Genomic DNA, 15,138 nt, shown 5'->3' with positions numbered 1-15,138 from the left:
TTCTACAGATTCCGCACCTCCCCGAGGGAGAATCTGTCAGATTCACAGGATTCTTGTACAGGATCCATTCTACAACATTGGCAGCAATTCCTTCATAAGCCTTACGCTGTGGGCAATTGCCTTGCGTTCAAATGCCGGATAATCCATGGTCGCACTGTTGTCGGCTTTGTCCGAAATGGCACGGATTATGACATACGAAACTTTGTTCAGGTAAGCGGCATGAGCGATCCCAGCTCCTTCCATCTCCACGCACAGCGGATGAAAATTCTCCACGATTCTTTCTTTCACTTCCTGCGAAGAGATGAACTGATCTCCGCTTGCGATTCTTCCGGTAAATGTATGGATATCCGGATTCGCCTTTTCATTGGCCCGGACTGCTTTTTGAACCAACGTCTCATCCGCCGGAAATGCCAATGTATCCATTCGCGGCACCTGTCCCACAGGATCACCAAATACCGTGGCATCCATATCATGATGCAGGGCATCTGTAGAGATGACCATATCCCCAATATCGATCTTCGCATCCAGAGATCCCGCAATTCCAGTATTGATCAGTGTATCTGCCTGGAATCTGTCCACCAGAATCTGCGCACAGATTCCTGCATTAACCTTGCCGATCCCACTTCTCACTACCACTACCTCTTTGCCGCATAACGTTCCCTTGCAGAACACCATAGATGCCTGCTCGATCGTCTCCTGTACCTCCATATCATCCTTCAATGCTGCGACTTCTTCTTCCATTGCTCCGATAATTCCTATCATATATCCGACATCCTCCTTAATAAACTTATCCATTGATTCATCTCAGGATATGCCCAAGATGTTCTCTACATCACAATCATACATCTGTGCTATGCTCTATTATAACGGATGGAAAATGGGATTTCAACTTATGACTGATTCATGATCTTTTTATAAAAGATACGGAAAAATTATAGAATTTGCCCGGATTCTTTGCTATAATCCGATATATCGAAACACAAAGGAGGCAAATACGCATGGATTATAGACCACATGGTGTCTGTTCCCAGCTGATCCGAGTAGAACTGGACGGAGACATCATTAAGAATGTAGAATTTGTTGGTGGATGTGCTGGAAATACTACCGGGATCTCCAGCCTGGTAAAAGGCATGAATGTTCACGATGCCATCTCTCGTATGGAAGGCATTACCTGCGGAAGCAAGGCAACATCCTGCCCTGACCAGCTCTCCAAGGCACTTCGCATGGCACTCGCGAATAATAATTAGGATGGGAACGAGATTTCTTATAACATGGGAAAAGGATACGAAGCCTAGCATGTAGCCTCGTATCCTTTCTTTTTTGTTTTTCGTTCTTTTTTTGGCCGGAGAGATTGTGGGAAGCACCGTCTGCGACGACTTTAACCCGTCTCGTGGGTCTTACGGTTTCTCAATGTAAGGTTGAAATTAAATTAATAGTTTTCATTCCTTTAAATCGCACCGCAAACGGCGCTTCCCACAATCTCCCCGACTGGCGCAACATAATTTTTTTAATTGGCTTTTGTTTTTGTTTCTTTGTTTTTTGTTTTTCTGTCAGTTAATAAATTTTTTCCCTCTTGTTCAGATCCCCATCTGAAAGATTCCTAAGGTTCTTCAATGTAGATTCCATCGGTAAAGGAACAGCTCACGTCACTATTTGCTGCATGCTCACATCTTACACGATAGTAGTAACCGCCTTCTACCTGTAAAGAACGATTTGACGCTACTCGGTCCATATTCAAGTTTTCCTTATTCCAACCATCATAATATTCCCAAGCATCATCACCTTCCTGAGCTCTTTCAATAATTACTGCAACTTGTACACTTGCTACAGTATGCGCAGCAATTGTTGTTCCTCCGGCATATAATTCTCCGGGTCCAAGTCGAACACATTTGGAATAACCTGTAAGCAAATCTTCTCCTCTGGTAATCTTCGTATCATAACCAATAGATTCTTCATCATGAGTCAAATACGAACCATCCAAAATTGGATCATCTGAACTCGCTTTGACATTAGTTGTTGAAATTAATAGCATGTTCGTCATTAACAACAATGCAAAGCACACAGACATAATTCTTTTTTTCATCTTCCACCTCCTTTATAGGATTTTACCCTCATATATTTAAACACCTAAATCAGCAAAAACTAACGTAATTATTTATAAAAAAACAAATTATTTATAATTATATCAAACGCTTCCTTTTCCATTGTTCCTACTAAGAAGTACTCAAGTCCATTATACTTAAATTTTGCGGAATATCTTTCTGTATTTGTACTTGGAGTCCTATATTCTTTAATCTCAATTTCACATCCCTCAATATTTTTTTTACTATTATTAACAACTTCATCCTCAACATCAATTCCTAATGAAGCATCTGCATATGAAGCATTAATAAAGTACACTATATTTTCTCCTTTATACTCATAAAATAATTCTGCAATTTGCATTTCTTCATCTAGTTCCATTCGATTAAATTTCATTTTTTCAACTTTCTGGGTTAATTTTACTGGTTCTACACCAAAAACTTCTTTGATTTTTTCATAAGCCTTTTCCTCATTCTCTTCCACTATTGTCATACTATCCTCACCCGAGGTAACCTTCTCAACTTCCCTGTCTCCAACTGCCTGTTTCAGCATCCTCACAATTCTCTCGGGTCCACCAATACTGGTGATTCCTACGGCCATCACCAGTATCAGCACTGCTGCCAGGCCAAAGTACATCTTAAACCGCTTTTTCTTGTGCACCACTTTGGCTTCTGTCTTCTCCTGTTCTTCTTCTGCCATGATCTTTCGTCCCAGTTCCAGAGCTTTTCGGTCTTCTTCCGATAACTGAGCATATATTTTTTCTTTTTTCATCTCTTCGATCTGCTGATCAATCTTCGCACGCAGAGACTCTTTCGTTCCTTCGGGTACTTCTATCGTATCATCCGCCTGGATGTCGTTTTCTTCTTCTTGGGCAAGCCTGTCGTATTCATTTTTTATGATTTGTTCCAGTTGATCCTTACTTTCCTTCATTGTAATACTCCTTGTCAGGTTTTCTTTGAATGATTACAGTGAGTTGCAATGTGAACAGTCCACCCCGCGCATCTGAAAAACGCGTCAGAACTGTCACGATACGTGTTCGAAATCTTTTTCTTTCTCTTGACCAATTCCCACGTAAACGTATAATATAATTATAGCATATATCGTATGAATATTACGTAATATTGAGATTGGGAGGTCATTATGAAACGCATTATCTTAACTGGCGGTGGCACTGCAGGACATGTCACACCGAACATTGCCCTCTTGCCACGGCTGAAAGAATTACAATATGATATCCACTATATCGGTTCTTACAACGGCATCGAAAAAGAACTGATCGAGCAGTTCGGAATTCCATATCATGGAATCTCTTCTGGAAAACTGCGCCGTTATTTCAGTGTTCAGAATTTTACCGATCCGTTCCGTGTGATTAAGGGTCTGGGAGAAGCCAGGAAGCTGGTCAAGATCTTACATCCAGATGTCATCTTCTCCAAGGGCGGCTTTGTCTCCGTTCCTGTCGTACTTGCCGGTAAGAGCCAACATGTACCGACCATTATTCATGAGTCTGATATGACTCCGGGTCTTGCAAATAAGATATCCTTGCCTTCAGCAACAAAGGTATGCTGCAATTTCCCTGAGACGCTGGAACATCTTCCAGAAGGGAAGGCTGTACTGACAGGTTCTCCTATCCGTCAGGAATTATTGTCCGGTGACAAATTCAAGGCAAGAGAATTCTTAGGCTTCACTTCTGACAAGCCGGTGATCATGGTCGTTGGCGGAAGTCTTGGTTCTGTTGCAGTCAATGAAGCTGTCCGCGGCATCCTTCCAGAGCTTTTGAAGGATTTTCAGGTCGTACACCTCTGCGGCAAAGGAAAGATTGATGACTCTTTGAAGAATCTGGATGGATACGCTCAGTTTGAATATATCAAAGATGAGCTCAAGGATCTCTTTGCACTGACAGATATCGTAATATCCCGTGCAGGAGCTAATGCAATCTGCGAACTTCTTGCACTTCACAAACCGAATCTTTTGATTCCGCTTTCTGCAAATGCAAGTCGTGGTGACCAGATTCTCAATGCCCGTTCTTTTGAACGCCAGGGATATAGTGTTGTTCTGGAAGAAGAGGAACTGAATAAACAAGTCCTTCTCGATTCTATTCTTCGCTTATATGAGAATCGTGAATCCTACATAGATGCTATGAAGAATTCACCTCAGCAGAATTCTATCGATACCATTATTGATCTGATTGAAGCTGCAGCAAATAAATAACTTGCCGTCCTATATCATACACAGAAAACAGGTGTCATAATCGGCACCTGTTTTTATGCATTATTCAAGTGGTCATATTCTTCTTCAAAATTCTTTTTAATCCATTGTCTTGCACGATATAACATACTGTGCAGCACTTCTAATGTTACTCCCATATTTTCCGCCACTTCTTTTTGTGGCTTTTCTAATACATAAGTAATTGTAATCGCATCATACCACCTTAGATTCTTTTTATATAATGCCGCAAATATATCTTCTTTCAGCTTCATGAATTCACGTTCTTTCATTTTTCTGAAAAATGTATCTTCTGGGTTTTCACAGGATTCTGATAGTATCTTCTCCTCATCTTCATCCATCTCTTCTACCAGATACTCCCGCGCCATATCTCTTTTGTAGTTCAATGCCATGTATTTCGCTGTCAAAAGCAGCCAAGATCTGGCGGCATTGATATTGATATGATCCATATTCATATATAATTTCAGAAAGACTTTCTGCGTAATCTCTTCTGCAGTATGATGATTTCTAGAGTATTTCATGGCTGCCTTATATACAATATCGTAATTATCGTTGTAAATTACATCGAAGGCAGTCTTTCCTATTGATTCAACTCCCACTTGTTCATCCTTCGCTTCCAAAATTATTTTATCTTAGATAAGATATCCTCTTTATCTTCGTCTGTCAGTTCTCCCATCTTCCAACCAAGACCGACATTATCATCTTTATATCTTGGAATCATATGCAGATGGAAATGGAACACAGTCTGGCCTGCTGCCTCTCCATTATTCTGTACAATATTGTATCCATCGCATCCAAGGATATCTGTGAGCCTGGTAATCATCTTTTTCGCAAGAACCAATACCTTGGCTGCCACCTCATCATCCAACTCATAGAGATTCGCATAATGTTCTTTTGGAAGAATCAAGGCGTGTCCTTTTGCTGCCGGACTTGCGTCCAGGATTACTCGAAAGTCCTCATCCTCATAAAGTGTAGATGTTGGAATCTCTCCATTTGCAAGTTTGCAAAATATGCAATTTTCATCTTTCATATTCTCATCCTTCTTTCCTAAAAATAATAATTGATTATTTTATCCGCCGATGCTAAACTGGTACTTCAGAAAGGGCGGTAATTACTATGTTTTCAGCGACAGACTACGACAAATTACAACAGATTATGAAAGAAAGTCCGGAGAAAAATGAGCTTCTTACCAGACTATTAGAATCTCATCGGATGGAAATCAGCACCATCAGTCACGAAATCCGTAATCCATTGACACTCGTCTATAGTACCTTGCAATTAATCGAGACTCAACATCCTGAAGTAACATCCTTCCGCCACTGGGCAGAGATGCATCAGGATATTGAATATATGAAGCAACTATTGGAAGAGTTATCTTCTTATAACAATGGCGAACGCCTGCATCTGTCATCTGTAGATACTGAGAACTTCTTCCAGACAATATCCTTATCCTTTGCCGCTTCGCTTCTGGATACAGATATTGAATTTACCTCCAGAATCTCTCCTGAACTTCCTGAGACAATGTTAGACCCTACCAAGATCAAGCAGACCATTCTAAATCTCCTGGGCAATGCCAGAGATGCTGTTCTGGCTCGAACAGACAATATGCATCCTTCTATTTCTATGGATGTTGCATTGGAAGACAGCCATATTCTTATCTCCGTCTCTGACACCGGATGCGGAATCTCTTCTGAGGACATGAACTCTATCTTCGAACCTTTTGTTACTCATAAGAGAACCGGCACTGGACTTGGTCTTGCCGTTGCACAGCGAATTGTTCATGCACATCACGGAAGTATATGTGCCACATCAACGGTAGGAATAGGCTCTACTTTTACGATTACGCTTCCAGTACAGCAGGATACTCAGCAGGAATCCTGATAACACTCCGCCAATATGTGCCATATTATCTACACCTGTACTTGTGAATCCATAATACAGGCTAAGAATAATCATAAATATAATTCCTTTGCCTGAGATATCACCGATTCTCCCGCGATTGCGAATCGCTACATATAATAATGCACCGATCAGTCCAAAGATTGCGCCGGAAGCACCTGCAGACACAGCATATTCGCCCGTCTGAATATCCCACCATGCGGACAGGATATTTCCGCCCAATCCACTCAGGATATAGATAAGCAAGAACTTGATCTTTCCAATCTCAATTTCAAGATTCCACCCGATCAGAACCAGCGTCACCATATTGTTCAGCAGATGATCGAATCCAAAATGAAGAAACATGCTGGTGAACAGCCGATAATATTCGCCTTGTGCGATCATCAGTGGGACATACATTGCTCCATGCTTCAACATGAATGCTCCGTCTTCTGTCATTCCCTGAAAGGAAAGCACAAAAAATACAATCACATTGATTGCTGCTATTAAGATTGTACACGGAGCTTTCTTTACATTTTTTCCCATTATCACGCATCACTTTCTGGTAGCTTCTTCCATTTCTTTTGTTAAGTATAGCATAATTTCTTTGAGATAGTAACCAGTAACACTTTATTTCTTTTATTGAATGCTATTATTATGTCATAATAATAGTAGAATATATTTACTGTGTAAATCACAATTCCTCTTCTTCGATATGCAATCCATCCCAATCTCCCCACTTTGGTTTTTTATGACGATTCAGAAAACGTTTCACCGGTGTCCACAAGTTCTCTGTTTCTCTCATAATGGAGCTTCCAAGTTCTTGTTCTGTAATCCAGTCATGCTCTGCTGTATCATACTCTATCATCGCTTTCTCCCTCTCCCCTGTAGATTTTTCTTCCGTTTCCGGGCTGTGAATACACTCTGCCGTGAGCTTCTCCAGACTGTAATTCTCTTCCATCGTTCCTTTGTGTAACAAGAATACTAATCGGACACATTCCGCATCCTGATAGTCTGCCTGCTTTACAAAATATTCTGTCAGCGTGTGCAATGCCTCCCACAGATCCTGCCTTGCCAATGGATAATAGCAGAAAAAGAAGCTTCCTTCTTCGTAAAACAGATATTCTGGATCTAAAAGGATACAATGTATATTCAGAAGATAAGTCTCAACTTCTTTTAATACTGCATTAAGATCTGCGAGAAAGTTTTTAATGTCTTCTGCTCTTATTTTGCTTCTTTCAAACATCGCTTTCATGGATATCTTTCCACTGACGTCATAATCATAGCAACTACATCCGTTAACTCCTCTGCCTCCCATCTTCAATATTCCATTTAGATGGTTGACCTTCAACATCTGCATCTGATAATCTTCCTGATATCGTATCGGTTCTTCTATAGTAATCTTACGTTCCATCTTTCTTACTCCTATCTTTGCTTCATTCTTCTCAGCTTTCGGATATATCGCTCCGGCTCTGTAACCTTTGCACTTTCCATTACGGATATCTTCATATAGTTATGGGAAGCATTCGCTCTGACTATAATCTCTTCCTCTGTCACCGTAACCGTAGTTTGAAAGCTTCCAAACAGAATACATTTATTCTTTGTCCGTTGAAAAAAGAGGGATTCTAACTCTCCCTCTGATATACCATCCTTTTCTCTTGCCTTTGTACTTCCTGCCACTGCAGTTTCATACGCCGCCCCTGCCAGGATGTTCTTATCATGATAATAGAACACCGTCAGGATACACGCCATGATCAAGAACAGAATCATAGGCATGAGAAATGACATTTCTACCGTCATGCTTCCCTGCAATCTCTTTATCCTCATCTCTTTATCCTCATCCCTTCATCCCTCCCGCCAGCACCTGCAGCAGATATCCGATCGCCAGAAATGGAAAGAACGGAATAGATTGTTTCCGGGACATCTTTTTCCTTGCAAGAAAAAACACAGATGCCAGCGAAAGTATGAAGAACGCACCTGCAAGAACTTCCATAAGCTTCCATATTCCAAGAAAAATCCCCAGAATCAATATCGCCCAGCTATCGCCATATCCGATACCTTCACGGGTAACTTTACTGATATATAAGAACACGCCGCCTACGGCTGCACCTCCTGCAATCAGCCAGGGATCCATCTGTCCAATCATAATCTGATAGATGACAGCTGCAAGATTCGTCAATAACAGTATCTCAGCTGGTATTTTACGGAAATAAATATCCGACACCGACAGACATACCAGGATCATCTGACAAACCATCTGACTCAATGTCCACATCTGGAACATGCCCCCTTTCCTACTGCTTCAGATATCGGAACCGCATAGACCGTTCTCTTCAGTCCGCTGCATGACAGCGAACTATGATACCGGTCTCCTGTATCCGTAATATACACACCATCTCCTCCATTCCTCATACAATGTTCGCACGCATAATACTTTCCACCATCTGCATTTCGCATAGAAGATATGTCCGACGTCTGCACCATATGAATCGATAGATCCAGATGTGTACAATGATAATCTTTATGATAGACAAGCCCTGTCTCTGTGATATACACCGTCTCATCATCTTCCGATCCAAATCCTGCTTTTTCATATCCTGTCCATGCCTTGATCCGCATACTTTCCTGATACTTGACAGGGGCTACACCGAATAATGGAATCGGTAAACGTACTTTATAACAAACTTTCAGTTCACCAATTCCTGTTCTGGAAGACATTCTGGACTCAGAGCAATCGATTCCACTACTTCCTCCTTCTACAATACTCCTTTCCAGACGCTCGGCACCGACTGCATGGATAATATTACTTTCCAGACGGGACGGCATCAATACGGTAATCGGATACGCCTCTTTTGCTGCCTGCTTCCCTGCATATTGCAGACCACATCGAATAGATGTCTGGATAACCATAATCTCCATCAGGTACAGAAGACTTACCACCGCCAAAAAGAAGAGAGGCACTGCCATCGCTGCCTCCAATGTGATGCTCCCGGCAACAGAAGGTCTTTTAGAGGCAGATGCAGATGCCCTCCCAGAAAAATGGGAATAGATAGATTGTGAGGGGAGTATTGTTCTATTCATGGTACGAATCCTTCTCCTTTCTTCATATTTTATAAAACCCTTTTTCATGGGAAATTTGCTTGACAACTGAGAGGGCATCTGTATCTGCCTCTACTGGTAACCATAATAAGTCTTATATTGATAAGTAATTCCTCTGCGTAATCTGCTGGTCGTCTTTATCTCCATTCTGCTGACACAAAGATCTGCACGAAAATACGTCTGCCCATACATCTTCTGCATGTTCTGTTCTATGATCCCCAATGCTCTTTCTGCAACGGTCTCTTTGTTCTTCAGGAACAGTATCATTCGCAGATATTCCCGATAATCCAGACCATCTGCTACATCCTGCCCTTCGCTTTTGTCTTCTTCTGTCCCAAGCTTTAATAAACCTGTAAGCTGCAATTGCCAGCTTTCTTTCGACTTTGTCATAGGCACTCGATTGCCACTTAATAATGTTCTAAGATCCATAATCGTTTCTCCATATGACCATGCCAGAAGAATCCCCTGTGCTGCAGCTTCCGTTATTGCCGGAACAGCCAATAAGGAACACAATGTTGCTGCCATCGCCTCTGCCTCCGCCTTCATCTCACTGTCCGTCTGAATGTAGATATAATTAGGGACAAAACGCAATGTCATCAACCGCTTCACTACTGCTTCCAGATTCTCCCGGTCACTGTTCCTCCCGGCAAAGATATATTCCAGTTCATAATCCAGAACTCCGGTATGCTCTGTATTGGTAAACATCGAAAAATGTTCTAACAGGTATTCTCCAAAAAGCAGCGTTGATAACGTTCCCTCTCCATCTTCCACATCCGAAAATGTCCCATACCCCCTGTTCTGTTCCCGTGATGACAGCATAATGCCTTCATCTACTTGCTTTTCCGATATGATCTGCTCCTTTGGGACCACCAGCTCTAATATTGGTGACTGTTTCAGCTGACCAACATAAGTAATGGGATTCTCTTCTTCTGGTAATTCTCCATTACTGTCAGCCAGCAGACCTTCCAGATACTGTTGTTGCTCCTGTTCTTCTTCCATATAAGTATCGGCTCTTTCCTCTTGCTGTTTCCATATGGAAGACAACCCCGTCTTGTCTTTCCATGCATCGATTCCATATTTCTGCTCCATATAGGATGCCACCTGTCTGCAAAAAGAACTACATCCAGAGTCTGTCAGGAACTGTATTCTCTCCATCTGATGTTCCATGCTTCCTGCACCATAGAAATCCATCCGATCCCATAGATTCTGTTCCGCATATTGTCCTGTCTCATAACTGGCATCTAATGCAAAGATATCGTATTCTTCTAATAATTCTTTCTGATATTCCGCAAACACACATTCCATTGCACGATTTACATCCGCTCTTTGGTAGTTTTTTGCCATCTGGATAGATGCACTTTCCATAATGCTGCACACAAAGGTGACCAGAAGAATAAAAATCAAGCTTAAGTACGCAGTCACCTCTGCACGGCAGAATTTACAGTCGTATCTGAATATCATATGTATGATCAGATACCTGAACTTTCGCTGACAATTTTCTGAAAAATATTCTGTACCAGACTGGTTAACTGGGATTTGAATATAATGACCAATCCAATCAAGACAACCAATATCAAGATCACTTCCACCACTCCGATTCCATCTTCTTCCCTTAACTTCTCTCGTATATACCACAATCTCCACATATACATCCTCCTTCCTACTCCTTAAACTATATCTGCAAGGACATAAATGCTGGCACAATTACTATGATCAAAACCACTGCCAGCATTAAGAACATGGGGAACAATAACTTCGTCCCTGCTTCCTCACCCAGTTTTTTTGCCCGCGCTTTCCGCTCTTCAAATGCCTGAATGGATTCTAATTTTAGCATCTGTGTCAGACCTTTCATTCCTTTTCTCAGGTTCTGAGACAATAATGCTCCAAATCTTACGTACACTTGTACATTGCAGCGTCTCCCAAAGTTCTCATAGCTTTCTGCTTCTGTCACACCACTCTCCATCTCGTAACATGTCTTTTTCATTTCTTCGTATGCATAACGCGATCCCCAGATTGGTTTCTGTTGCTCATAATCCTCCACCACCTTTTTCCATGCTCTTTTTACTGTCATCCCCGCCCCGAGAAACAAGGTGATCTTATTCATAATCTCCGGGTAATCCAACATCATCTGCTGTTGTCTCTGCTCCGATTCTTTTGCCTGATTCTGTCTCTGAAGGGCACAGAGTAGACCTCCGATCAACAGCCCCATTAGCATAATCACGACTCCTCGCTGGTCCATCCTTTTATAATAGGTGACAGCTTGTCCTCCTATTCGGGATGGAAGAGATAGTATTTTGTCTTCTCGTTGTCTCTCTTCCTTCTTTTGCAGTACTTCTTTCACCTCTTTCGAATTCTCTTCCTCTTTGGTCAATGCTTCTGGACAGACCTTGACTACACATTGGTACATCGCCTGATCTTTTTCATTCTCTCGATAGGTAAGGACTGCACTCAATTTGACCAGTGTCTCTTCCTTTAATGCCTCTTTTTGTATCTCTCCTTTGACATTCATAACATCATAGCGATCCAGTTCCCAGGAGATATCCACCGGTTCATCCGGCACTTCTGCCAACAAATTCAGATTCTTCTCCACATGATCCAGGCTTTTATTTTCTGCAAGGATCAATGATTCCATTCTGCGGATCACTCTTGCAAATAGTTCCTGTACCTCTTCGGAAGAATAGTTTTGTTCTGATATCTCAAGCTCTACCGGGATTTTCTCCGATTCATTTTCCAACTTCACATCAAAACTTTCGATTTTGCTTCCTTTGCCATAAGAATTTCTTGTTATATGCTCTTCCATCGGTGTCATCGAAGAAAGGTAATCCACAAGAAAAATCAGACCTCCCAATAGCAGAACGCCTCCTGGCACCAATATCTTTAGACTTCGATCCTTATGATCCTTAACCCAAGATAGTATGCGGCCAAATAAATGACCAGACATATTGTCATCACTCCAATCCCCAATATATTTCCGTACAGGCATTCCATAAATTCAGGAAAACTTAACGACATATATCCGATAATTGCATAAGGCACCACCGACATTACCCGGAACTCATATCTTTTTGAAGCTAATATGGTATCTATCTCCCTCTTTACATCAATTTTATCTCCAATCTGATTTGCAGTATTTTGTATAATAGCAATCATATTACCACCACTTTTCTTTGCCGCCACAAATACAGTCACAAAGTTTCTGACATCCTCTGTCGGTGCCCTCTGCGATAGTTCTTCTAATATCTGTTCCATAGGAACATGTACCCGCAGCTGTCTTACAATCATCTGAAGTTCCTTCGATATTCTTGCTTCTTCCGGATAGATCTTCTTTAATTCCTTCTGTGCCTCCCGAAACGCATTTTCCACAGAATAGCCTATATTCATCGCAGAAGACACTGCCAGTATTGCTTCTTTAAATTGTAGCTGGAATTCCTTTTCTTTCTGATACGCCTGTTCTTGTACCAACCTCCAGAAGTTCCATCCACCCACCGGTGCCAGAAGGAAGACAGCCCAGAGGGAACGGTAGAAAAGCCATGCGGTTATCCCTATAATTGCAATAGATTTAATCGTAATCCATGAATATTCTCTCTTTGTGATATCCTGCTGCCAACAATTTTTCGGTATGTGTAATCTCATGGATCTTCCTCCATTCTCCCTGAATCCGTCCTTCTTTTTCACCAGTTTCTTCATATTGGTACAATGTCTGAAGCTGAATCTCTCCTCCTATATAACCAAGTACCTCCGTTACTTCCAATACTTTTCTGCTTTTGTCACGAAGCCTGCCCAGATGCACGATTACATCCACACCAGATGCAATCTGACGCTGGATAGCCGGAAGTGGTAATTCCATTCCCATAAGAACCATGGTCTCTAACCTGCTTAACATATCTTTGGGACTGTTCGCATGTCCGGTACTCAGACTTCCGTCATGCCCTGTATTCATAGCCTGCAGCATATCAATGGCTTCTGCCGAGCGTACTTCCCCCACGATTAACCTGTCAGGTCTCATTCGCAAGGCCGACTTAATCAAGTCCCGGATCGTTACTGCCCCTGATCCTTCGACATTGGCATTCCTAGCCTCCAGCCTCACCAGATTAGGCACATCCTGAATCTGTAATTCAGCATTGTCCTCAATGGTTATGATTCTCTCCGTTTTTGGAATAGATTGCGATAATGCATTTAAGAAAGTGGTCTTCCCTGATCCGGTTCCTCCACTTATGAATATGTTATATCCGGCAGCCACTAATGTGGCAAGAAATGCCGATACTTCTCTACTGATTGATTCCCATGCAATCAATTGCTTCATGGTAATCGCTTCTTTAGAAAACTTACGAATTGTTACAATTGGTCCGTCAATCGCAATGGGCGGCAGAACGATATTCACCCGGGATCCATCCAATAGCCTTGCATCCACAATGGGGGATGCTTCATTAACCAGCCGGTTAGATCCTGCCGCAATCTGCTGAACGACATCCTCTAACTTCTCTCGCGATACAAACCGCTTATCCGACTGATAGATTCTTCCATCTTTTTCAAAAAAGATGTTCTGGGTTCCATTGATCATGATCTCCGTAATATCTTCATCCTCCAGGAATTCCTGGAGAATATTTAATTTGCGGAATGCATTGAATAATTCTCTTCCCAGGAAAGACTTCTCAGCAAGGGAAAGATACTCTTGTGCGGATACTTCCTGCAGCACCCTATAGATTAGCTGCATCAGTTCTTCATCTTCCATCTCCCTTGTCATATCCATCTCTTCCAGAATCCTGGCATGAAGCTGTTCTGCCTGTATCATCTATCTCTTCAGCTCCTTCTTCACTATCTTACGCCGAACATCATCATATCCAAGCAGATGTAGTTCTTCTTCAAACTGTTGTAGCTTTGCTTTTGCCTGTACATCTTCTGCCTTCGGAACCGGGACATAGATCTCTGTACATATTCTCAACAGACCGTAGACTTCTCTAATTCCTTCATCAATATCCAGTATTATCACATCATAGATACTTTGTTCCGTGATCTGTCGAAGTAGATCACACCATTCTTCCAGAGAGACGGCTTTGATATCTTCTGATACTCTGACCGGCAGAAGATAATCTAAGGCTCCCAGATGCTGCACCAGTGTAGTAAGCATAAATCCCAGATTCTTACTCTCCTGCCTGGAATAATAAAGCACATCCGCCAGAGTCTTTTCTTCTTCTGGAAAATATCCTCCGATTCCACCGTAGAGTTCCAGATTCAGATACAATACATTCTCTGATATGGCCATCTCTTTTCCAAGCTCCAGACAATAAGAGGTCTTCCCAATTCGATGGACAGGCGAAAAGATTCCTATGATTTTTGTCCTTCTGGTTTTCACCGTTCGAAGAAAGAATTCTCCAGTCTCATTTTCTTCACTGCATCGATCAATGACTTCTGCCAAAATCGATTCCCCAGATTGATACTTGTACACCTTCACTTCATTAGGACCAACTTCTGTCTGTTCAGATTCTGCAAGAACAAAGACCGTTCCTGCCTGAATCTTACTCCGTTCTTCTCTTGAAAATCTTCCGCCGATCAACATAATATCAATGGAAGTATCCTGCTGAATCGCCCACACCTGCATAAGACTGTTGCACACCTGTACTTGAAAAGCAAGTTCCTTTTTCTTCATCAGAAATGCGGCAAAAGCAGCTGCATACTTCTCTTCCTGGTCGCAGATCACCAGACTTCTGCTACTCACATAATATCCCTCCTCTTACAGTTCTTTTGTCTTACTAACTGTTCCTTGAACATCTGCCGAAATGGCATAGAATAACTTGAATAACACGAATCTATAGAATGAAATCATCAGATACAAGTCACGGGATGTAACTTGTAGGA

Annotated in this window: 19 protein-coding genes; 3 read left to right on the top strand and 16 right to left on the bottom strand. The window is 41.8% G+C overall.

The window, feature by feature from the left end:
* Positions 1-69 precede the first annotated feature (69 nt).
* Positions 70-762: a 5'-methylthioadenosine/adenosylhomocysteine nucleosidase gene (locus ACQRD1_RS04225; RefSeq protein ID WP_235233623.1), complete on the bottom strand. Its 693-nt coding sequence runs from the start codon at positions 760-762 to the stop codon at positions 70-72.
* A 236-nt stretch (positions 763-998) separates the two neighbouring features.
* On the opposite strand from ACQRD1_RS04225, the gene ACQRD1_RS04220 reads away from it, so the two are divergent.
* Positions 999-1,247, top strand: a complete 249-nt coding sequence (locus ACQRD1_RS04220) for a TIGR03905 family TSCPD domain-containing protein (protein ID WP_235233622.1) — start codon at positions 999-1,001, stop codon at positions 1,245-1,247.
* Between the two features lie 353 nt (positions 1,248-1,600).
* Here ACQRD1_RS04220 and ACQRD1_RS04215 read toward each other — a convergent pair whose 3' ends face one another.
* Together ACQRD1_RS04215 and ACQRD1_RS04210 are read right to left on the bottom strand one after the other, a co-directional pair.
* Positions 1,601-2,083 carry a DUF6147 family protein gene (locus ACQRD1_RS04215; RefSeq protein WP_235233621.1) on the bottom strand — a complete coding sequence of 161 codons (483 nt, stop codon included), beginning with the start codon at positions 2,081-2,083 and terminating at the stop codon, positions 1,601-1,603.
* A 68-nt stretch (positions 2,084-2,151) separates the two neighbouring features.
* Positions 2,152-3,012 carry a DUF4367 domain-containing protein gene (locus tag ACQRD1_RS04210; RefSeq protein WP_235233620.1) on the bottom strand — a complete coding sequence of 287 codons (861 nt, stop codon included), beginning with the start codon at positions 3,010-3,012 and terminating at the stop codon, positions 2,152-2,154.
* Between the two features lie 210 nt (positions 3,013-3,222).
* On the opposite strand from ACQRD1_RS04210, the gene ACQRD1_RS04205 reads away from it, so the two are divergent.
* On the top strand, positions 3,223-4,290 hold the full coding sequence (locus ACQRD1_RS04205; protein ID WP_235233619.1) for an undecaprenyldiphospho-muramoylpentapeptide beta-N-acetylglucosaminyltransferase: 1,068 nt from the start codon (positions 3,223-3,225) through the stop codon (positions 4,288-4,290).
* Between the two features lie 53 nt (positions 4,291-4,343).
* Here ACQRD1_RS04205 and ACQRD1_RS04200 read toward each other — a convergent pair whose 3' ends face one another.
* Both ACQRD1_RS04200 and ACQRD1_RS04195 read right to left on the bottom strand, forming a co-directional pair.
* A complete protein-coding gene (locus ACQRD1_RS04200; protein ID WP_268826590.1) occupies positions 4,344-4,925 on the bottom strand; it encodes a sigma-70 family RNA polymerase sigma factor in 582 nt (193 codons plus the stop codon).
* A gap of 2 nt (positions 4,926-4,927) precedes the next feature.
* Positions 4,928-5,335, bottom strand: a complete 408-nt coding sequence (locus tag ACQRD1_RS04195) for an HIT family protein (RefSeq protein ID WP_235233616.1) — start codon at positions 5,333-5,335, stop codon at positions 4,928-4,930.
* Positions 5,336-5,421: 86 nt separating this feature from the next.
* Between ACQRD1_RS04195 and ACQRD1_RS04190 the strand changes: the two genes are divergently transcribed.
* Positions 5,422-6,186 (top strand): sensor histidine kinase, encoded by a 765-nt coding sequence (locus tag ACQRD1_RS04190; RefSeq protein ID WP_235233614.1) that lies wholly within the window; start codon positions 5,422-5,424, stop codon positions 6,184-6,186.
* On the opposite strand, the gene ACQRD1_RS04185 is transcribed toward ACQRD1_RS04190, so the two are convergent.
* The 11 genes from ACQRD1_RS04185 to ACQRD1_RS04135 form a co-directional block, all read right to left on the bottom strand.
* A complete protein-coding gene (locus ACQRD1_RS04185; RefSeq protein ID WP_235233613.1) occupies positions 6,115-6,729 on the bottom strand; it encodes a rhomboid family intramembrane serine protease in 615 nt (204 codons plus the stop codon). The two genes, ACQRD1_RS04190 and ACQRD1_RS04185, sit on opposite strands and share 72 nt — an antisense overlap.
* Before the next feature lie 148 nt (positions 6,730-6,877).
* A complete protein-coding gene (locus ACQRD1_RS04180; protein ID WP_235233612.1) occupies positions 6,878-7,597 on the bottom strand; it encodes a DUF6382 domain-containing protein in 720 nt (239 codons plus the stop codon).
* Positions 7,598-7,608: 11 nt separating this feature from the next.
* The gene (locus ACQRD1_RS04175; RefSeq protein ID WP_235233611.1) at positions 7,609-8,010 is read right to left on the bottom strand and encodes a TadE family protein; all 402 of its coding nucleotides are present in this window, start codon (positions 8,008-8,010) and stop codon (positions 7,609-7,611) included.
* A 10-nt stretch (positions 8,011-8,020) separates the two neighbouring features.
* A complete protein-coding gene (locus ACQRD1_RS04170) occupies positions 8,021-8,458 on the bottom strand; it encodes a prepilin peptidase (protein WP_235233609.1) in 438 nt (145 codons plus the stop codon).
* The gene (locus ACQRD1_RS04165; protein WP_235233608.1) at positions 8,446-9,264 is read right to left on the bottom strand and encodes a pilus assembly protein; all 819 of its coding nucleotides are present in this window, start codon (positions 9,262-9,264) and stop codon (positions 8,446-8,448) included. The genes ACQRD1_RS04170 and ACQRD1_RS04165 overlap by 13 nt, the downstream gene beginning before the upstream one ends.
* A 90-nt stretch (positions 9,265-9,354) precedes the next feature.
* The gene (locus tag ACQRD1_RS04160; RefSeq protein ID WP_235233651.1) at positions 9,355-10,647 is read right to left on the bottom strand and encodes a DUF5702 domain-containing protein; all 1,293 of its coding nucleotides are present in this window, start codon (positions 10,645-10,647) and stop codon (positions 9,355-9,357) included.
* 104 nt (positions 10,648-10,751) lie between these two features.
* Positions 10,752-10,928, bottom strand: coding sequence for a Flp1 family type IVb pilin (locus ACQRD1_RS04155; protein ID WP_235233607.1), 177 nt, complete (start codon positions 10,926-10,928; stop codon positions 10,752-10,754).
* A gap of 26 nt (positions 10,929-10,954) precedes the next feature.
* On the bottom strand, positions 10,955-12,130 hold the full coding sequence (locus ACQRD1_RS04150; protein ID WP_235233606.1) for a type II secretion system F family protein: 1,176 nt from the start codon (positions 12,128-12,130) through the stop codon (positions 10,955-10,957).
* 29 nt (positions 12,131-12,159) lie between these two features.
* Complete coding sequence (locus ACQRD1_RS04145; RefSeq protein ID WP_235233605.1) at positions 12,160-12,915, bottom strand: type II secretion system F family protein; 756 nt, start codon at positions 12,913-12,915, stop codon at positions 12,160-12,162.
* Complete coding sequence (locus ACQRD1_RS04140; RefSeq protein ID WP_235233603.1) at positions 12,842-14,074, bottom strand: CpaF family protein; 1,233 nt, start codon at positions 14,072-14,074, stop codon at positions 12,842-12,844. Before ACQRD1_RS04140 ends, ACQRD1_RS04145 begins: the two co-directional genes overlap by 74 nt.
* A complete protein-coding gene (locus ACQRD1_RS04135; protein ID WP_235233602.1) occupies positions 14,075-14,998 on the bottom strand; it encodes a hypothetical protein in 924 nt (307 codons plus the stop codon).
* Between the last annotated feature and the right edge of the window lie 140 nt (positions 14,999-15,138).

The sequence above is a fragment of the Bariatricus sp. SGI.019 genome, from assembly GCF_050315235.1.
In the GTDB taxonomy this organism is placed as follows: Bacteria; Bacillota; Clostridia; order Lachnospirales; family Lachnospiraceae; genus JAFBIX01.
The sequence above is the reverse complement of the archived record's forward strand: the minus strand, read 5'-3'. Positions and strand labels throughout refer to the sequence as shown.

Bases quoted from the DNA above. Each gene is read 5' to 3' on its own strand.
- ACQRD1_RS04225 (WP_235233623.1), bottom strand. From the start codon at position 762: ATGATAGGAATTATCGGAGCAATGGAAGAAGAAGTCGCAGCATTGAAG.
- ACQRD1_RS04220 (WP_235233622.1), top strand. From the start codon at position 999: ATGGATTATAGACCACATGGTGTCTGTTCCCAGCTGATCCGAGTAGAA.
- ACQRD1_RS04215 (WP_235233621.1), bottom strand. From the start codon at position 2,083: ATGAAAAAAAGAATTATGTCTGTGTGCTTTGCATTGTTGTTAATGACG.
- ACQRD1_RS04210 (WP_235233620.1), bottom strand. From the start codon at position 3,012: ATGAAGGAAAGTAAGGATCAACTGGAACAAATCATAAAAAATGAATAC.
- ACQRD1_RS04205 (WP_235233619.1), top strand. From the start codon at position 3,223: ATGAAACGCATTATCTTAACTGGCGGTGGCACTGCAGGACATGTCACA.
- ACQRD1_RS04195 (WP_235233616.1), bottom strand. From the start codon at position 5,335: ATGAAAGATGAAAATTGCATATTTTGCAAACTTGCAAATGGAGAGATT.
- ACQRD1_RS04190 (WP_235233614.1), top strand. From the start codon at position 5,422: ATGTTTTCAGCGACAGACTACGACAAATTACAACAGATTATGAAAGAA.
- ACQRD1_RS04185 (WP_235233613.1), bottom strand. From the start codon at position 6,729: ATGGGAAAAAATGTAAAGAAAGCTCCGTGTACAATCTTAATAGCAGCA.
- ACQRD1_RS04180 (WP_235233612.1), bottom strand. From the start codon at position 7,597: ATGGAACGTAAGATTACTATAGAAGAACCGATACGATATCAGGAAGAT.
- ACQRD1_RS04175 (WP_235233611.1), bottom strand. From the start codon at position 8,010: ATGAGGATAAAGAGATTGCAGGGAAGCATGACGGTAGAAATGTCATTT.
- ACQRD1_RS04170 (WP_235233609.1), bottom strand. From the start codon at position 8,458: ATGTGGACATTGAGTCAGATGGTTTGTCAGATGATCCTGGTATGTCTG.
- ACQRD1_RS04165 (WP_235233608.1), bottom strand. From the start codon at position 9,264: ATGAATAGAACAATACTCCCCTCACAATCTATCTATTCCCATTTTTCT.
- ACQRD1_RS04160 (WP_235233651.1), bottom strand. From the start codon at position 10,647: ATGGAAAGTGCATCTATCCAGATGGCAAAAAACTACCAAAGAGCGGAT.
- ACQRD1_RS04155 (WP_235233607.1), bottom strand. From the start codon at position 10,928: ATGTGGAGATTGTGGTATATACGAGAGAAGTTAAGGGAAGAAGATGGA.
- ACQRD1_RS04145 (WP_235233605.1), bottom strand. From the start codon at position 12,915: ATGAGATTACACATACCGAAAAATTGTTGGCAGCAGGATATCACAAAG.
- ACQRD1_RS04140 (WP_235233603.1), bottom strand. From the start codon at position 14,074: ATGATACAGGCAGAACAGCTTCATGCCAGGATTCTGGAAGAGATGGAT.